Below are 18377 nucleotides of genomic sequence, written 5' to 3'. Positions count from 1 at the left end.
TTTCTAATTTTAATTATTGTTATTTATTAAATGGTATTGTTAATGATATTGATATATTTCTGCCAGGCTCTGGCACATCTATTAATCTATAATAGCTGGTATGATCATAATATTTAGTATTAAATACATTGTTAAGCTTGATACGCATTTCAATAGACTGATTATTTCTGAAGAAATCCATCTCTGCTAAAAAAGACATATTTAATAACTGATAGCCATCCGTTTTTTCTTCAGGCGGCACAATTTCATCTTGAGAGTTTGCTATTTTAAAATCAGCTATTAATTGTGGTTTATTTAAAAAGAAAAAATCTTTGAATTGGTAGTTTGCAGAAAACAATCCGGATAATGGTGGTGAAAAAGGCAATGTAAAACCTTCTTTTGCTCCACTTGTTTGTCTGGAATACACATACTCTGCTGAAGCATCTAATTGCAAGTTATTAAACACCTTAGCACCTACTCTAAGTTCACCACCAAACCTAAAAACTTTAGTCTGTGTATATTCATATATCTGCAAAGTCTCGTAATAATTTGAAGTTGGATTCAAATAAATATAGTTCTCGAAAAAATTAACAAAAGGACTGATACCAACACTAAATAATTTGGTGGTATGATCTATATCAACATCTAATTGATACGATTCTTCAGGGTCTAAATCAAGATTTCCTTTTTCATAACGATACATGTGATAGTTTACACCATCTGAAGCTAACTCATTAGATAAAGGCATCCTGAAGCTTTTACCTATATTCATTTTGTAAGTAGTATTCTTTTTGATATAACTCAGCCCAGTTGACGCACTAATATTTCCAAAATTGGAAGATTTATTTTTAGATCGTTGCAAATACACATGAGACGTAGAGCCATCACTATTATTTATAGTAGAAGGGAACCAGTCAAAATAAGCTTTAGTGTCTATAAAACCATAATCATAACGTATTCCTGCCAGAAAATGCAAATCGGGATGAATCTCAAATTGATCAAAAGCAAATGCTCCTACAACAAACCTGTTATATTCTGGAATTAAAAATCCCCAGCCACCAATATTGTTATCCTGATACTCTATATTCACCCCCATAACAACATCATGCTTATCATTAGGCTTAAAAGCATCTCTCACATTTAAGGCGTAGCTATTTTTACTAAAAAGGCGTTCGTTACTATCTGATGGAGCTGGCATGTAGCCATGTGCCGAAGGCTCTGAACGCTCTTCTCTTAAATTATTTTGATACCCTAAATCAATATGAAAAGTGTGTTTTTCACCATACAAAGTCGTGTTATTTGTAATTTTAAAATGATTTACTTTATGGTAAGGCAAATCAATATCTCTACTCGAACTATCATAATCAATATTTGATGCCCTAACCTCCAAGCCATGAGCATTAGCAAAAAAACCATTTTTTGCATTCACATTGCTAAACGTCGTTTCAGATTTCATAAAGTCAGAAACATAACCAATACTAGCACTTGCATTAGCCTCTTTACCGGCTGTATTTCTTAAATTATTATCATGTAAATCAAAAATGTAATTTTCATAATTTATTTTATCTGTGGGCACTTTATAATCCCCATAATCTCTATACGTTACCCTACCTCCATAAAACCATTTATCCTTTCTAGTAATAACACCTGCAGAAATCCCAAATAAATCATTATTACTTTCTCCCAATACATTTATCTCGCCTTTCAATGAATGTTGCATAGGCATTTTATTCGGCTGAATGTCCACAACTCCCGCAATGGCATCAGATCCATATATTAATGACGCAGGACCTTTTACAATTTGTATATTTTCAATTCCATATTGATCAATTTCTAAGCCATGGTCATTCCCCCATTGTTGGGCTTCATGTTTTACACCATTTTGAACGACTGCTACTCTATTAAACCCTAAACCTCTTATAACTGGCTTAGACTGCCCAGACCCAATATTAATAGTACTTACCCCAGGAATCTTACTTAAAGTTTGCATTAAACTATTTTCTCTATTTTTATTTAGAAATGCCTTTGAAACTATATGAGTCACTATAGGAGATTCCATCGCCTCTCTTTTTTTACTTTTACCATTAACCTCTATTTCTTCTAAATTGGTGGCAGATTCATTTAAGTATACTGTAACAGACTCCATCTCTGTACCAACATTGACCGTAAATTTTTTAGGCGAATACCCTATATGGTAAATTGAAAAAGTATAAACGCCTTCTCTCACATTATTTATAGTAAAATCACCTGTTGAAGTTGTAACTGAAAATAAATTTTTTCCAACAACATGGGCTCCTTCCACTGGATGTAAAGTATCCGTGTTCAGAACAATACCTTTGATTTGAAAAGTATCTTGTGAAAAGGCAACAGTGCTAAAGCTAAAACATAGCCATATGCTTAATATTTTTTGAAACATATTTAAATACTATAAAATTTGTATAAATGTTCTTGAACAAGAATATTGACAAAACCTACACAAGTGTTTATCTAATTTAAACGGAGTACAAATATCTCAACACCCAATACACCTAAAAAATAGAGGTATAGAATACAAGGATATTTATGTGAATTAAAGACAAGACATAAAACCTTTAGCCTAAACAAAACGGGCTATGGCTTAAATAATAAATGTATAGGAGGATTTAGAATAAAAAAGGTGGGGGTCTACAAAATAATTGATTCGTAGCAATAGTACTTGAAACAGCAAAACTGTAATTATTAGTTATTTCAGTTTTAAGAACAAACTCAGTATTTTCTATTATGAAACCTTGTAAGTCTGGAGCTAATATTGGTGTTAAATTTTGTGCTGTTGCATAATCACAGACAACACAGTGCAAAGCATGATCTTGATCGTGGTCATGAGACAACGCATGCAGTCCTACCGTTTTCATTGATAGAAAAAGGATAAGTAACAGGTAGGTTATGCTATTTTTTATACGACTCGTTTCCATTAATCTACAAAGCTACTAAATTTTATTTAAAGACTTTCTTTCTATTGATGTTAAAAAATCATTAATTTAATTCATAGTAATATTTTTTGTTTCAAACTAAAAACACATTATTCACCATAACAATGGTTATACTTATACCCTTGTGTGATTTTTTCAATGGCCAAACTATCACTTATGATTATAACGATTATAAATCAAATATGTTTCCTTTTATATGCTTATACGATTATTCTAAAAAAATGGACAATCTTAAAAAAAGTTCTTCGTTAAATAAGGTTATTTTTCATTGGTATTAAATGACCCTAATGAATTACTTTTTTGTTTAGATACTGATACATGTTCGTTTTATACTAACATATTAAATAAACTCAAACTAAATCAAATACAAAATATTAATAAAAACAAAATATAGCACCTATTGTTATTCCTAAACAAAAAAGCCTCTCAATACTGAGAAGCTTTTTTATATAAATTAACTTTTTAAAAAGTGCGGGCGGGGAGACTCGAACTCCCACACCTCGCGGCACTAGATCCTAAGTCTAGCGTGTCTACCAATTCCACCACGCCCGCTAAAGGACTGCAAATATAAACAAGATTTTTAAATTGCAAACTTCTTAAGCACTAAAAACATTCTTTTTTTATACTTTTGAAACTAACTTCATATTTTTCACATGCAAAACATTCAATCTTATATAAAAGAACATAAAAATCGTTTCATAAACGAATTAATAGAACTACTAAAAATCCCATCTATAAGTGCCGATTCCGCTTATATATCTGATGTATTAAAAACTGCTGAATCTATTAAAATAAGCTTAGAAAAAGCAGGTTGTGAAACCGTTGAAATTTGTGAAACCAACGGTTTTCCTATTGTATTTGGCGAAAAAACAATTAACAAAAACCTACCTACCATTTTGGTTTATGGGCACTACGATGTACAACCAGCAGACCCCATAGAATTATGGACTTCACCTCCTTTTGAGCCCGTAATTAAAAAAACAGACTCCCATCCTGAGGGTGCTATTTTTGCTCGTGGAGCTTGCGATGACAAAGGGCAAATGTATATGCACGTGAAAGCTTTGGAATTTATGACTTCAACCAACCAACTTCCTTGCAATGTTAAGTTTATGATTGAGGGCGAAGAAGAAGTTGGCAGCAAAAACTTGAATGAATTTGTAAAAAACAATCGTAAGAAGCTAAAAAACGATGTTATTTTAATATCCGACACAGGAATGATAGCCAATGACATTCCTTCAATTACTACAGGTTTACGTGGATTAAGCTATGTAGAAGTGGAAATAACGGGACCAAATCGCGATTTACATTCTGGTCTCTATGGCGGTGCTGTTGCCAATCCTATCAATATTTTAACTAAAATGATTGCATCCTTACACGATGAAAATAATCATATTACCATTCCTGGATTTTATGATGCCGTTGAAGAACTTTCAAAAACAGAACGTTCAGAAATGGCCAAAGCACCTTTTTCATTAGAAAACTACCAAAAAGCATTAAATATAGATTCTGTTTACGGCGAAAAAGGATACACCACCAACGAACGTAATTCTATCAGACCTACATTAGATGTGAATGGTATTTGGGGTGGCTACACAGGTGAAGGCGCAAAAACCGTTATAGCCAGCAAAGCCTATGCAAAAATCTCAATGCGTTTGGTTCCTCACCAAGATTGGGAAGAAATAACACAGCTTTTCAAAAATCATTTTGAAAGTATTGCTCCAAAAAGCGTGAAAGTAAAAGTAACACCACACCACGGTGGGCAAGGTTATGTTACACCCATTGATAGCACGGGCTACCAAGCCGCATCCAAAGCCTATCAAAAAACGTTTGAAAAAACACCTATTCCGCAACGCAGCGGTGGCAGTATCCCCATTGTAGCACTTTTTGAGAAAGAGCTCAACAGCAAAACCATTTTAATGGGCTTTGGCTTAGATAGTGATGCTATTCACTCACCAAACGAACACTTTGGGATTTTTAATTATTTAAAAGGCATCGAAACCATTCCTTATTTTTATAAATATTTTACGGAACTTTCTAAATAATATTTGGGTGTTACCCCTGATTTTTAATCAGGGGTAACACTTTACGTTACAATCTTTTGCAAAAGCAAAAGGATTTCCGATCCAATCGCTAACACTGCAGGCTTACTTCAAATGAAAAATCAACACAGCAATCATTTACTATTACTCACATTAGCTACTTTATTTATTAGCACTTCAGGTACCTTGGGTCGGTTTATCGATTTACCAACGTCCATAATTATATGGTGGCGTGCAGCCTTAGCTGCTTTGTTTCTTTTTATATTTTCTAAATACAAAAAAACGAACCTTAAAATTCATTCAAGAAAGGATTTTTTCATCATATTACTCAGTAGTCTATTTTTAGCAGCACATTGGGTAACGTATTTTTATGCCTTAAAATTATCTAATGTCGCATTAGGTATGTTATCAATGTTTACATTTCCAATTATTACTACTTTTTTAGAACCCCTATTTACAAACTCCAAATTAAGTAGTATTCACATTTTTTTAGGCGCTTTAGTATTGTTGGGCATTTATATTCTTGCTCCTAGTTTTGATTTTGAAAGCGCTCATTTAAAAGGCATTATATTCGGTGTTTTTTCAGCATTTTGTTATGCCACTAGAAATTTAATGCTTAAAAAACCAGCTGCTAACTACGATGGTACATCCCTCATGTTGTTTCAAACCGTTATTGTAACTATTGTTTTATTTCCTGTATTATTCATGAAAGATCTTAGTAATCTTTCAAACCAATTTCCCTACCTTATTTTATTAGGCTTGCTCACAACCGCTATAGGTCACTCATTATTTATTAGTAGCTTAAAATATTTTTCAGTTAGCACTGCAAGTATTATTGGTAGTACGCAACCTATTTTCGGAATTATCATTGCTTTTATATTTTTAGGAGAAACCCCCACACTAAATACTTTTATTGGCGGTTCTTTAATTTTAATTACCGTAATTGTTGAAAGTATTCGATCCAGAAAAGAAAATAATTAAATGTAATATTTAATTTATTACAACAAAAAATCCAATCAAATTAATATCCGATTGGATTTTTATATAACAAACAACATGCGCTCTTACGCAGCAGAATTAGATTTAAAGTGATCGTACAAGTCTTTACAGCCCAAACCTATTATTGATAATTTTCTGTTTTTGGAAACAGATTGTTCATGTAAACCAGCCAAGGCGTTTACCCCAAAGCTATCCATGCTTTCTATATCTTCAATATTAATTGTAAGTGAACTGAAATGATCAAATATATTTTCAAATTCAGATTTAAACACATTCATACTTTCTTTGTTAAAAATTCCTTTTAACTTAAAGTAGTTGTTGCAACTTGTAATTCTTAGGCTCATAATAAAATAGAGTTTAATCGTTTAACAATAAATTTGGGCTATTAATCAATTGATTAGACAGTAAATATATTATCAAAAGCTACATTTGTACTATTTTTTCGTCAAAACGAGATGGTTTTTAGTTCAACAAAAAAAAAGTGTAAAATTTACCGATGTACGACTTAAAACAACTGTTTTTTTATTCTCATTCTAAACACTACACTAAAATAGAAGACTTCGTGTGCTTAGTATCAACCTCTCTTAAAAGACCCAGAGGATTTTCATTTTTAAGAGCATCTGGCAACAAATAATCAGGCCAATTTTGATAACAAAAAGGTCTTACCCAACGTTTTATAGCATTTATCCCTACAGCAGTAAACCTACTATCTGATGATGCTGGATAAGGCCCACCGTGCACCATGGCATTACAAACCTCAACCCCTGTTGGGACTCCATTAAAAATAATGCGTCCTACTCTATTTTGAAGTGCCTCTACAATACTCATATAATTTTGCATTTCGTTATTTTCCGCAATTATTGTTCCTGTTAGTTGCCCTTCTAAGTTAGAAATAATCATTTCCATTTCGTTTTTGTCCTTGCATTTCACCACTATAGAATAAGGGCCAAAAACTTCTTCATGCAGTATTTTATTATTTAAAAAAAACTGTCCCTCCACAGAAACCAGCATTTGTTTTGCATAGTTAGGTTTTACATTATCAGTATAAACCACTTCTGTTCTTAATCCATCTTGCTCCAAAGCTTTACTTTTCCCCTTTCTAAAAGCTGCTTTAATATTAGGATGTAGCATACAAGATGGAGAGATTTTAGCAACCTCTTCTGACAACTTGACAATAAAATCATCTAAAAAATCATTTTTAATGCCAATTATTAAACCTGGATTGGTACAAAATTGTCCTGTTCCAGTTGTCATTGATTTAGCTAACGTATTTGCAAATGCTTCTTTTTTATACCGTAAAGCTTCAGGTAAAATAACAACAGGATTGATACTTCCCATTTCGGCAAAAACGGGTATTGGCACTTCACGTTTAGCAGCCAAATCGTACAAGGCACGACCTCCAGTAATACTTCCTGTAAAACCAACAGCTTTTACCTCAGGATGTTTAACCAATTGCTGGCCTACCTCTATCCCACCGCTATTTAGATTTGAAAACACCCCATGAGGCATATTTGTTTTTTCCACGGCTTGTATGATAGCAGCAGCCACTAACTCGCCAGTACCCGCATGCATAGCATGAGATTTTACGATGACTGGGCACCCAGCTGCCAGCGCCGAAACGGTATCGCCTCCAGCCGTAGAATATGCTAACGGAAAATTGCTGGCTCCAAAAACTACCACTGGCCCTAATGGCATTAACATGTTTCGAATATCCGGTTTAGCATTTGGCACTCGACTTGGTTCTGATGTATCAATAGTTGCCTGCACCCATGACCCTTCTTGTACGAGATTAGCAAACATCCGTAAATGACCAATGGTTCTCTCACGTTCACTTTCTGCACGCGAAATGGATAACCCTGATTCCTGACAATACATTTTGAGAAGTATGTCTCCTAGTTTTAAAATTTCATCTGCAACAGCATTTAAAAAAGCAGCTTTTTGTGACCCTGAAATATTCCGATATGTTTTAAATGCTTGAGCGGCTAATTGTACTGCCTGATTTACTTCATTGGAAGTCGCTTCAAAAAAAACAGTAGGATTTTCAGCATTCAATTGTGGATTGAAGGTTTTGAAGGTTTTAGTTTCGTTTCTTGATAATTGACTACCTATATAACTTTTTCCTGTTAACATGGTTTATTTATTTCAACTTAAATCTGGAATAATAAAAAGCAAAAATATAGTCTTTTGACTGACTTCAAGATAAAGGTCAAACCTCACTTTTGGGTAACGCATAATTGTTACATCTTTTTAACGTAGTCTGTAATAATAACTATTTGCTGCGCACCTACTTTACCTTCAATATATTTATCATTTTCATGATCCAAGCGAATATTTCTTACTGCAGTACCTTGTTTTGCAACCATACTTGACCCTTTTACTTTTAAATCTTTTATTAACACAACAGAATCTCCTGCTTGTAAAATAACACCATTGACATCACGATGGATCACTTTATTAGCTTCATCTTCATGCTCTCCAGTTGCCCTTGCCAATGCCATAGCCTCTTCATCTAAATACATCATATCCAGCAAATCCTTAGGCCAACCTTCATTACGCAGTCGTTGTAGCATACGCCAAGCCATAATTTGTACTGCAATATGTTCGCTCCACATACTATCGTTTAAACAACGCCAATGATTAGCATCCATATCTGAATCGCCATTTATTTGACTTAAACAAGTACCACAAACCAATACATCATTAGCCACATTTTCATTTAAAGAAGGTGGAATGGTATATTGCTTTAAATTATCAGTGGATGTACATAATTCACAAGTATTATTGCTTCTGTCTTGTAGGGTTTGTAGAACGCTCATATTTTGTTATTTTATTTTGCAATAATACAGCAAAATATAAGCTTCCACAAATATTAGATTTAAGCTATTAAAATTCTATTTTGAGAGCTCAGTTACAAGTCTATAAAGAGCATCACCATGAACGCCTGTAAAATATTTATCAAACTTTTTTCCTCTTTCCTTACGAACAGCTTCATCTGGCCAAACTTGCTCTACCAACTCTGGAAGCCCTTCAAACATTTTATCTAAATCTGTCATAGAATCTAAATAAAAAGCCTCCATTATTTCGGTACCATCTTTGCCCCAAGCATGTCTATTAAGATAATACCCCTTTATTAACGGATTATTTTTTATTAATTTTTCAAAATTTTCATTCATTAATGTTTTAATCTCACCATCTTCTCCATCTTCTGGAAATGCCAAATGACTTGTTCGCACATAACAAACTAAATCTTTTGTATTATCCATAGATATAGGTTTGGTTAAAGGTATGGTTGAATAAATTTCATCAGAATGGTTAGGAGAATAATAAGCAGTCTGCTTCTTGAAAAAAGCTTTTCTATCGGCTTCATCAGGCCATGCTTCCTTTTCTAACTCTAAATTTCTCTTAGATGCTTTTTCAATAGCTTCCCAAGACTCATAAACCCCTACATAAATTAACTCTGTATTATCAGGAGAAAACTCATGTAAATAAAATGACGACCCCATAATATATTCATTTTTGGCCGTTACTTTTTCTAAATATTCTTTTTCTACAGATTTCCAAGTATCCATATCAAAATCTTCAATATCCATATTCCAATGGAGCGTGGTTATGGTAATGTACTCTGAAGTTTGTGGCTCCTCCTGAGCTAAAATAGTTGTACTACTGAATAACAAAAGTGACAACACGAATGTTACAAAAAATTGATTGTTTTTTTTCATAATCTGTAAAATTAAATTAGTATAATGGTTAAAAATTAAATACTATTTCAAGATTATGGGGCGCTAAGTAAGTATATAAAAACTTACTGCGCTATATAATTACTATTTTAGAGAGGAGATTTGTAAGGTACAAAAAAAACAACAACTTACACAAAATGAATGATTTATAAATTACATTAAACTATCTCTTGTTTTTTTAGGCAAACCTTTAACAACCATATCGTAGGAATGATCTATTAATTGGAACAAAAATTTTGGAGACACTTCCCCTTCATGAATATAAATGGTATTCCAATGTTTTTTACTCATATGGTAGCCAGGACGTATACTTGGATATTCTGCACGAAGTTCTTGTGCATAATCCGGATCTGCTTTTAAATTAATTGATGGCGTATTAGTTTCCCAGCCTTTTAAAGAAGTTAAAGCAAACATTTTTCCTAAAACTTTAAATACTAAAATTTGTTCGTCAAAAGGAAAATCTTCTGAAGTACCTTTTTTACTTAAGCAATATGCTCTAATTTGCTCTATATTCATTTTAAGTGAATTAATTAGTTCTCTAAATCATCCAAATGAGTATGTTTGAAGGCATCAGTATATTTTAAACCGTAACCAAAAATTCTATCTAACGATGCATGAGAAAACAGGATAATCCCCACTAATTGCACCATACCGTTTTGAAAACAAACACCTACAAAATAAATTAAAATAGCAATAGCTCTATGATGAAAAAAATTATATGTTATAGCTCCTATTTTAGTGTTTATTACGTAACCAAGCATCCCAATATCTGGCATTAATATTAAAACTAAAAACCACCACCAACTATATTCTAATTGGTTAAACATGAAAATACCTAAAAGAAACATAAATAATTCTTCTATTTTTAAAAACGCTTTCATCATTCCTTTATTTTATACAGAATAGGTTTACTTGGCGAAGCATCATTTTCAAATGGAGCTATTTGTAGATTCAAAAAATACTCGCCATCTTCAACCAAATTAGGCACGAAAACAAACTCTGTAATTGTAGAATCTAATCTTAATTTTCCTTTAGTATTCCAAAAAGCATTATGACCTAAAAGTTCACATTCATCTTTTTCTTTATCAATACTTGGGGTATCTAACAACAGATGCTTTACTCCTTTTGAAACCAACAATTCCACAGCATCTGGTAATAAATAAGGCCAATTGGTATTAGAATACTGCTTAGTTAACTTTTCAATTGTATTAGGAATGGTTCTAATAATAATGGCATCTCTTTTTTTATTCCCAATTGCAAATTGCAATTGTTTCCTTGAAATAACTTTATCACCTTTTAATGTTTCAGGTGCTACAGTTATAACTTCTGCTAAAAAGAAAAACCTTTTTAAATTTTGATTAATAGAATACGATTTTTCCGTAATATGTCCAACACATTCGGTATGGGTTCCGTGTGCGTGTGGATTAAAAGAAATATTATTGGAATTTACGCAAGCACCCTCATTTACGTTAGCAATCCACTCTTTATATTTTACCGGCTCTATTTTAGGAGGATTAAGGTTCCATGCATTTACATTGCTTTTTGAAGCCTTTATTGGAATAGAAATATCTAAAGGTTCTGATAAATCTATTTGAAGTTTTCTGGAGTTGTATTGTATAGTTGCAATCATCCCCAAAGATAATCAAATCATAAATAGTTCTGATGCAATTCCATCAACTAAAAACTTTCCTTTTTGAGTAATTTTTAATACAACGTCATTAAAAGGCACTTGCTCAGAAGTAAATATTTCATCTTGAACAGGCTTTTCCGTTTCATATACAATGACAAGTAAACTTTGATTTATAAATTTTTCTGAAGATGTCTTTAAATGCTGAAGAATATCTGCTCCAAAATCATGTTCAACTTTATTTAAAGAAACTCCCCAGATAGTTCTTAGTCCCGTCATGATATACTCATTATATTGATCTTGTTTGGACAAAATTTCAATGGTATTTGGCAACTTACTCTTTTGAATAGACTGAATGTATTTTGAATTGTTTGACACGTTCCAACTGCGTTGGTTTTCAAAAAATGAATGTGCAGAAGGTCCGATGCCTAAATATGGTTTTCCTTGCCAATAGCTAGTATTATGTTTTGAAAAAAAATTTGGTTTTCCAAAATTCGAAATTTCGTAATGCACAAAACCTTGCCCTTTTGTTTTTTCTATTAAATGATTAAAATGTTGCAGCGCTAAATTTTCATCAATTGGCGGGTAATTCCCTTTTTTTATAAACGTATCTAATGCCGTTTTTGGCTCAACCGTTAAAGCATAACTTGAAACATGATTCACGCCAAAACTAAAGGCCTTTTCTAAATTTTCTTGCCATTTCTCTAAACTCATATTAGGAATACCATAAATAAGGTCAATAGTAATATTATCAAAAAAACGAGTCGCAAAAGACAAACAGTTTATTGCTTCTTCAGCATTATGAGCACGATTCATACTCTTTAAATCATCTTCAAAAAAAGATTGAATTCCAATACTAAGCCTATTTATGGGACTTTTAGATAGTTGAATCATTTTATTTTCAGATAAATCATCTGGATTAGCTTCCAAAGTTATTTCTGGATTTTCTGAAACTTTATAATATTTATAAATGCTACCAATCAACAGTTGTAGCTCATCAATAGACAATAACGACGGTGTACCTCCTCCAAAATATATGCTTTCAACTATTTGATTTTGAAGTTCGTTTTGTCTTAATTCCAATTCTTTTACTAAAGACTGAATAAGGGTGTCTTTCTTCTTTAATGACGTTGAAAAATGAAAATCGCAATAAAAACATGCTTGCTTGCAAAATGGAATATGGATGTAAATGCCTGCCATTATTTTTTAATGCGGCTTTCATTCTGCTTTACAAAAGCATCCCAACCAGAATAGCTTTTTCCTACAGAAACTCTTCCTGAATTATAAAAATGACATACTGCTGCTGCTAACCCATCTGTAGCATCCAAATTTTTAGGCAAAGTTTTTAACCCTAACAAACCCTGAAGCATTTTTGCTACTTGCTCTTTACTAGCATTTCCATTTCCTGTTATAGCCATTTTTATTTTTTTAGGCAGATATTCCGTAATGGGTATTTCTCTACTCAAACCTGCGGCCATAGCAACACCTTGAGCACGCCCTAATTTTAACATACTTTGTACATTTTTACCAAAAAAAGGAGCTTCAATGGCAATTTCATCCGGATGATGTGTATCAATTAATTCTATGGTACGCTCAAAAATAAGTTTCAATTTTAAATAGTGATCATCGTATTTTTTTAAGTCCAACTCATTTAACTGCACAAACTGCATAGTTTTCCCCACCACTTTTATAAGTCCAAACCCCATAATGGTTGTACCTGGATCTATGCCTAATATAATTTTTTCCTTTGTCATTAATTACAATAATAACAACCACTGAGCGAAATTGATGCACCAATGCTTATAGTTAAAAGATTTCCATTAAATGACCCAAAACCATCAGAAACAGGGTTAAAATCATTACTAAAACCTAAGATATATGAACCATCTAAAAATACTGAAAACGTATCTGAAATTGCATAATGAAACTCCATGCCTACCATAGTATTTAAAAATGAAATATTATTATTTGGATAATTCCCAAGTGGTTTTATTATTGAAAATCCAGGACCAGCATGTACAAAAACCCCCATTTGCTGAGGCAAAACACCAAACAAACCATAAGTATCATATACCAACTGAGCATTGATGCGCGTGTAATTGACCTTAAAGTCTGGTGTATCATTCAAATTAGAAAATCGATTATATCCAAAATCTAACTTTAGCCCTAAAGGTGACTTGAGCATATATTGTAACCCTAAATTAATACTCGGGAAATTTATTAATTTCGCTTCAAAATCATTTACAAACCCAGAAGGCGACGGGTTATTTACTCCTAAAGCAAACTGTGCCTTAAATTTACTCGTATCATTTTGAGAAAAACCTAACAAACTCAAAAAACACAGTGCTAAAACAAGAGTAAAATTACTAATCAATTTAAAATTTGAGGTCATTTATTAATATTGTTTAATTTGCGGGCTTTATTATGAATACGCGACCATACAAAACTAAACAATTCTTTTTTGTACTCATTAAATTAAGTATTGTACTTATAGCGTTTTATTTTATTTACTACAAATTGGTGAATAACAGCAGTTTCAATATTAATAACTTTATTCAATTTTCGTCAAAAAACCATTTTTTTTCTCTGAAAAATATCTTATTTCTTCTCATTTTAACCTTTTTTAATTGGTTTTTTGAAATCACAAAATGGCAAAAATTAGTGAGTCCTATTATAAAAATTAATTTTAAAAATGCAACCAAACAAAGTTTGGGTTCTTTTACAGCCTCTTTATTCACCCCCAACAGAATTGGTGAATACGGAGCAAAAGCCATTTTTTACACTAAAGGATTAAGAAAGCAAATACTATTAGCAAACTTACTTTCTAATGGTCTACAAATGAGTATAACTGCTATCCTTGGAACTATAGGCTTGTATTTTTTTATTAAAGAGTATTCAATTGATATTAATTACAGTAACTTTATTTATGGTTTAATTTCTGGCTTATTAATATTAGTTATAATGTTTTTTCTAATTCGTAAAAATGTTTCAAAAACCAAAGCCATTCTATTTAAAAAAATCATAGATTTTTTAAGCCATTTTCCTAAAAAAATTATTTTTTACGGATTTATTTTTTCATTATTACGCTATCTTATTTTTTCATTTCAATTTTATCTTTTATTGACTATTTTCGGAACAGAAGTGGGGTATTTAAATGCTTTTAAAACTATTACTTCCATGTATTTATTAGCTTCCATTGTGCCCACTATTTCTATTCTTGATATAGCAATAAAAGGTAGTGTAGCTGTTTATTTGTTTAGTTTTCTTGAGATAAATGAAGTCACCGTTTTGGCAATTGTTACAATTATGTGGCTTTTCAATTTTGTACTACCCAGCTTTCTTGGGAGTTATTATGTACTTCGTTTTAATTTCCCTAAAACACCCGTTCAAGTATGATTCCAATTAGCATTTGCATATCCTTAGCCTACCTTTTTTTAATTGGTAGTTTTGTTTATGGTTTTAACAAAGTAAAGCGTTTTAAATTGCAAAATATTCCAGCTAAAACAAAATTTTCAATTATTATTCCTTTTAGAAATGAAGTTGAAAATTTACCCGAATTATTAAATTCTATTTTTGCTTTAGAATATCCAAATCAACTTTATGAAATTATTTTGGTGGATGACCACTCTAAGGATGGTTCAAAAGAATCAATACAGAAAATTCTAAATATAAAACAAGTTAAACATATTCAACTTGACATAAGAGTTATTCAAAATGAACGCAAAACAAATTCACCTAAAAAAGACGCCATAACTACGGCCATTAAACAAATAAAATACGAGTGGATTATTACCAGCGATGCTGATTGTGTTTTACCAAAGTTTTGGTTGAACAGTTTTGACCAATTCATTCAAAAAACAAATGCTAAATGCATTGCAGCACCTATTATTTATACTAAAACAAATTCTTTTTTAAGTCGATTCCAATTAGCAGATCTCTTGAGTTTACAAGGCGCAACAATTGGTGGTTTTGGGATTAGAAAACCTTTTTTATGTAATGGCGCTAATTTTGCCTATCAAAAAAGATTATTTAATGAATTAAATGGTTTTGAAGGCAACACACATATAGCGAGTGGCGATGATATTTTTTTTCTTGAAAAAGCTACCATAAAGCACTCAAAAAACATAGAATATTTAAAATGCTCACAAGCAATAGTTACCACAAAACCTCAACTTTCATATAAAGATTTAATCTCTCAACGACTTAGGTGGGCCGCCAAAACAAGTAGTTATAATAATTGGTTTGGAAAACTTACTGGCGCTATTGTTTTATTAGCAAATGCCCTTGTAATTACATTGCTACTTCTTTCCATTTTGAGTAGTATGTCTCCAAACATATTACTATACGTTTTAGTCATTAAATTAAATATTGATTTTATTTTAATTTACAAGACTGCCGATTTTTTTAATCAAAAAGCAATTTTAAGAAGCTTTTTAGTCGCTTTTATTTTATATCCATTCTTTAGTGTCTATGTAGTTTTTTTATCTACTTTCAAAAGCTATAAATGGAAAGGAAGATATTTTAAAAAATAAAATATTAGATTCTTTTCTAATTTCTCAATGTTCAAACACCCCTTAATTCACTGTAATAATTACAGGCAATTTAAACTGTGTTTTTACTTGCTGCCCACGTTTAATAGCGGGAAACACTTTTGGCAAGGAATCTAAACTTAAAACCAAAAGCTTCTCTATATTGGGTATTTCTTTTAGTGTAATGGAATCTATCTTTGAATTCAATAAAGACAATACGCCCGCTTCAGATACTTGAAAATCTAATAGTATAGTATCGTTAACATCTTGAGTTACCACAATAATTTCTTTCTGTAAATAATTGGTAATATGCGAAGTTAAAGTTCGCTCAAAACACCGTTCGCTTTCCATTTTAGTTACAGATGAATCACAGGAAGAAAACGTAGGATAAGCATCAATTTCTTTCCAATTAAATGTTTGCAACTCCTCATTTAATATAGTTTCAGAAGATGTTTTTTTTACATTAAAATACTCACCAAAATACTCACAAGAGGTAAACACTAAAAATAAGCTAAAAACGTAAATTTGTTTCATGGGTTTAAATGAAACCCGAAAAGTACGATTTTTTTGCTTTTTAATCTGATTTCAAGAACTTTTCCTTTTTAATTGAGCAATTCCATAATAACTATATTAGTGAAAGCATTTTTTTATGAACCGTTACTTTTTATTGTTTAAAGAGCTAGTACAAGTATCAACATCTTTATGTGATTGGTTATTTGCACTAACACCAACCCTAATTGATAATGCTATTTTTGAATTTTTATTATCTATACGAACCTACTCGTTAAAAACCAAAGTTTCAATATTATAAATCAACAAAAAAATATTGAAAGGCAAACTCTTTGTTATATAATGTACTTCCCTTTGATAGTAAAACAGTACTACTGCTATCAATCCATTAACAAATTAGTGGGTAATTATTTTATCTGTTAGTTTAAATGTATGGTGTCTTTTTTTGTAAAGAAAATAGTTACATGACTCCAATGTAACTATTTCACTTTTTATTCGTCAAATAATAAAAACCAATATATTTTTATGGACGTTATATTATTGATCCTTGCTACTTTATGCATGATTTTAGGAATTTTAGGCAGCTTTCTTCCTGTACTTCCTGGACCAATTACAAGTTGGCTGGGCTTATTAATACTCCATTTTATTGAGCCTATACCCATAAACAAATCTTTTTTAATTATTACGCTGGCAATAGCTATTTTAATATGGGTTTTAGACTATATCATTCCCGCTATGGGCACTAAACGATTTGGAGGCAGTAAAGCGGGCATGATTGGCACCTCTATTGGACTTGTAGTTGGCATATTAAGCCCTATTCCTTTTGGTATTATCATTGGCCCATTTGCAGGTGCTTTTATAGGAGAACTAACTAATAAAGCAGATACAAACATTGCTCTTAAGGCTGCATTTGGTTCGTTTTTAGGTTTCTTAACTTCTACCTTTATAAAATTTGTAGTTGCCATCATTTACTTAGCCCTTTTTATTGGAATTTTATGGGATTATAAAGAGGTGCTCTTATAAATTTATATTAGGCATTAAAAAAAAGAAGAAAGCCCTATGGGTCTCTCAGGTCCATAGGGCTAATGTAAATTGCTATTATCAACAAAAAAATTGAGGGATTAATTAATTTTTGAAGTGTTGATACTGCAAATATATAGATAACATTTGTCTTTCAACTACGGAAAAACCGTAACACTGTTACGGTTTAAAAATAGAATTTAGATATGGTAAGGCTTTTCAAGACTAAAAAAAAAGAAACTTTTATTGCTTTTATCTAAAAAAGAAATTAGAACACAGGTATTTAAATAAATCCTTTCTCTTTAGCTGCTTTTATAAGCGTTTCATCTTGACCATCTTGAATCATAAATATTTCTTTTAACTGCTTCTTTCTCTTTTCTACAGCGCTTAAAGAAATATCAACATGTGGAGCTAAGTTTTTGGTTTTAACTCCCTGTGAAAGTAAATGAAGAATTTTTCTATTTTTCTCATCAATAACAATATCACTAACAATAGATTTTCGGATATGACTATTTACTGTACCACTGTAAAACGGAGGATTGTTAAGTACCGCCTGAAAGGCACTTGCTAATTCACTTGAAGTTAAATCACTTTTTATTAAAAACCCTTCAGGATCAATCGTTTTTATAATATTATGAATTCTAAATGATTCATTAAACATTGTAAGAATAATAATTTTAGTATTTGGCAGATTTTTACGTGCATATTCAGCTAAATCTTCTCCAGATGCCATGGTACCATCTTTTGATGGTGGCAAGCTAATATCAACGAACAACACATCATACGGATATTCTTTTTCAACAGATTTATCAATATAATAAACCGCTTCATCACAATTGTTAGCAATATCGATTATTAAATTCTGGTTTTCTTTTTTGGTAAAAAGTAAAGTGTTTTGATACCCTTCAATAATCATTGGATGATCATCTATCATCAATATTTTAATGGTTTCTGCCATAAAAAGTAAT

General features: G+C 31.6%; 19 protein-coding genes and 1 tRNA gene. 5 read left to right on the top strand and 15 right to left on the bottom strand.

Annotated elements, in window-relative coordinates; all coding sequences use genetic code 11:
- Positions 1–19: 19 nt before the first annotated feature.
- The 3 genes from APS56_RS12850 to APS56_RS12840 form a co-directional block, all read right to left on the bottom strand.
- Positions 20–2395, bottom strand: a complete 2376-nt coding sequence (locus tag APS56_RS12850) for a TonB-dependent receptor (protein ID WP_054728946.1) — start codon at positions 2393–2395, stop codon at positions 20–22.
- A gap of 226 nt (positions 2396–2621) precedes the next feature.
- On the bottom strand, positions 2622–2870 hold the full coding sequence (locus APS56_RS12845) for a hypothetical protein (protein ID WP_157757670.1): 249 nt from the start codon (positions 2868–2870) through the stop codon (positions 2622–2624).
- A gap of 548 nt (positions 2871–3418) precedes the next feature.
- A tRNA-Leu gene (locus APS56_RS12840) sits at positions 3419–3500 on the bottom strand.
- 101 nt (positions 3501–3601) lie between these two features.
- Between APS56_RS12840 and APS56_RS12835 the strand changes: the two genes are divergently transcribed.
- Positions 3602–4990 carry a dipeptidase gene (locus APS56_RS12835; RefSeq protein ID WP_054728941.1) on the top strand — a complete coding sequence of 463 codons (1389 nt, stop codon included), beginning with the start codon at positions 3602–3604 and terminating at the stop codon, positions 4988–4990.
- A gap of 111 nt (positions 4991–5101) precedes the next feature.
- Positions 5102–5968: a DMT family transporter gene (locus APS56_RS12830; RefSeq protein ID WP_054728938.1), complete on the top strand. Its 867-nt coding sequence runs from the start codon at positions 5102–5104 to the stop codon at positions 5966–5968.
- An 83-nt stretch (positions 5969–6051) separates the two neighbouring features.
- Here the strand turns inward: APS56_RS12830 and APS56_RS12825 are convergent, their stop codons facing one another.
- The 10 genes from APS56_RS12825 to APS56_RS12780 form a co-directional block, all read right to left on the bottom strand.
- Complete coding sequence (locus APS56_RS12825; protein ID WP_054728935.1) at positions 6052–6330, bottom strand: STAS domain-containing protein; 279 nt, start codon at positions 6328–6330, stop codon at positions 6052–6054.
- Positions 6331–6526: 196 nt separating this feature from the next.
- Entirely contained in the window at positions 6527–8116 is a 1590-nt protein-coding gene (locus APS56_RS12820) for an aldehyde dehydrogenase (NADP(+)) (protein WP_054728930.1), read from the bottom strand.
- A gap of 107 nt (positions 8117–8223) precedes the next feature.
- Complete coding sequence (locus APS56_RS12815) at positions 8224–8802, bottom strand: PhnA domain-containing protein (RefSeq protein ID WP_054728926.1); 579 nt, start codon at positions 8800–8802, stop codon at positions 8224–8226.
- A gap of 75 nt (positions 8803–8877) precedes the next feature.
- A complete protein-coding gene (locus tag APS56_RS12810) occupies positions 8878–9705 on the bottom strand; it encodes a hypothetical protein (protein WP_054728924.1) in 828 nt (275 codons plus the stop codon).
- Positions 9706–9876: 171 nt separating this feature from the next.
- On the bottom strand, positions 9877–10239 hold the full coding sequence (locus tag APS56_RS12805) for an MmcQ/YjbR family DNA-binding protein (RefSeq protein ID WP_054728921.1): 363 nt from the start codon (positions 10237–10239) through the stop codon (positions 9877–9879).
- Positions 10240–10253: 14 nt separating this feature from the next.
- Positions 10254–10604, bottom strand: a complete 351-nt coding sequence (locus APS56_RS12800; RefSeq protein ID WP_054728918.1) for a DUF4260 domain-containing protein — start codon at positions 10602–10604, stop codon at positions 10254–10256.
- Complete coding sequence (locus APS56_RS12795) at positions 10604–11353, bottom strand: cyclase family protein (protein ID WP_054728916.1); 750 nt, start codon at positions 11351–11353, stop codon at positions 10604–10606. The genes APS56_RS12800 and APS56_RS12795 overlap by 1 nt, the downstream gene beginning before the upstream one ends.
- Before the next feature lie 12 nt (positions 11354–11365).
- On the bottom strand, positions 11366–12550 hold the full coding sequence (hemW, locus tag APS56_RS12790; protein ID WP_054728912.1) for a radical SAM family heme chaperone HemW: 1185 nt from the start codon (positions 12548–12550) through the stop codon (positions 11366–11368).
- Positions 12550–13104, bottom strand: a complete 555-nt coding sequence (gene ruvC, locus APS56_RS12785) for a crossover junction endodeoxyribonuclease RuvC (protein WP_054728909.1) — start codon at positions 13102–13104, stop codon at positions 12550–12552. The genes hemW and ruvC overlap by 1 nt, the downstream gene beginning before the upstream one ends.
- A complete protein-coding gene (locus APS56_RS12780) occupies positions 13104–13742 on the bottom strand; it encodes an outer membrane beta-barrel protein (RefSeq protein WP_054728906.1) in 639 nt (212 codons plus the stop codon). Before APS56_RS12780 ends, ruvC begins: the two co-directional genes overlap by 1 nt.
- A gap of 269 nt (positions 13743–14011) precedes the next feature.
- Between APS56_RS12780 and APS56_RS12775 the strand changes: the two genes are divergently transcribed.
- Positions 14012–14746 (top strand): hypothetical protein, encoded by a 735-nt coding sequence (locus APS56_RS12775; RefSeq protein WP_432416416.1) that lies wholly within the window; start codon positions 14012–14014, stop codon positions 14744–14746.
- Complete coding sequence (locus tag APS56_RS12770) at positions 14743–15882, top strand: glycosyltransferase family 2 protein (RefSeq protein ID WP_054728900.1); 1140 nt, start codon at positions 14743–14745, stop codon at positions 15880–15882. Before APS56_RS12775 ends, APS56_RS12770 begins: the two co-directional genes overlap by 4 nt.
- 42 nt (positions 15883–15924) lie before the next feature.
- Here APS56_RS12770 and APS56_RS12765 read toward each other — a convergent pair whose 3' ends face one another.
- Positions 15925–16413 (bottom strand): hypothetical protein, encoded by a 489-nt coding sequence (locus APS56_RS12765; RefSeq protein WP_054728896.1) that lies wholly within the window; start codon positions 16411–16413, stop codon positions 15925–15927.
- Positions 16414–16914: 501 nt separating this feature from the next.
- Between APS56_RS12765 and APS56_RS12760 the strand changes: the two genes are divergently transcribed.
- Complete coding sequence (locus APS56_RS12760) at positions 16915–17412, top strand: DUF456 domain-containing protein (protein ID WP_054728893.1); 498 nt, start codon at positions 16915–16917, stop codon at positions 17410–17412.
- 280 nt (positions 17413–17692) lie between these two features.
- Here the strand turns inward: APS56_RS12760 and APS56_RS12755 are convergent, their stop codons facing one another.
- Positions 17693–18367, bottom strand: a complete 675-nt coding sequence (locus APS56_RS12755; protein WP_054728890.1) for a response regulator — start codon at positions 18365–18367, stop codon at positions 17693–17695.
- Positions 18368–18377: the final 10 nt, after the last annotated feature.

This window comes from Pseudalgibacter alginicilyticus, from assembly GCF_001310225.1.
GTDB classification, from domain to species: domain Bacteria; phylum Bacteroidota; class Bacteroidia; order Flavobacteriales; family Flavobacteriaceae; genus Pseudalgibacter; species Pseudalgibacter alginicilyticus.
This window is presented reverse-complemented; position numbering and strand designations above follow the sequence as displayed.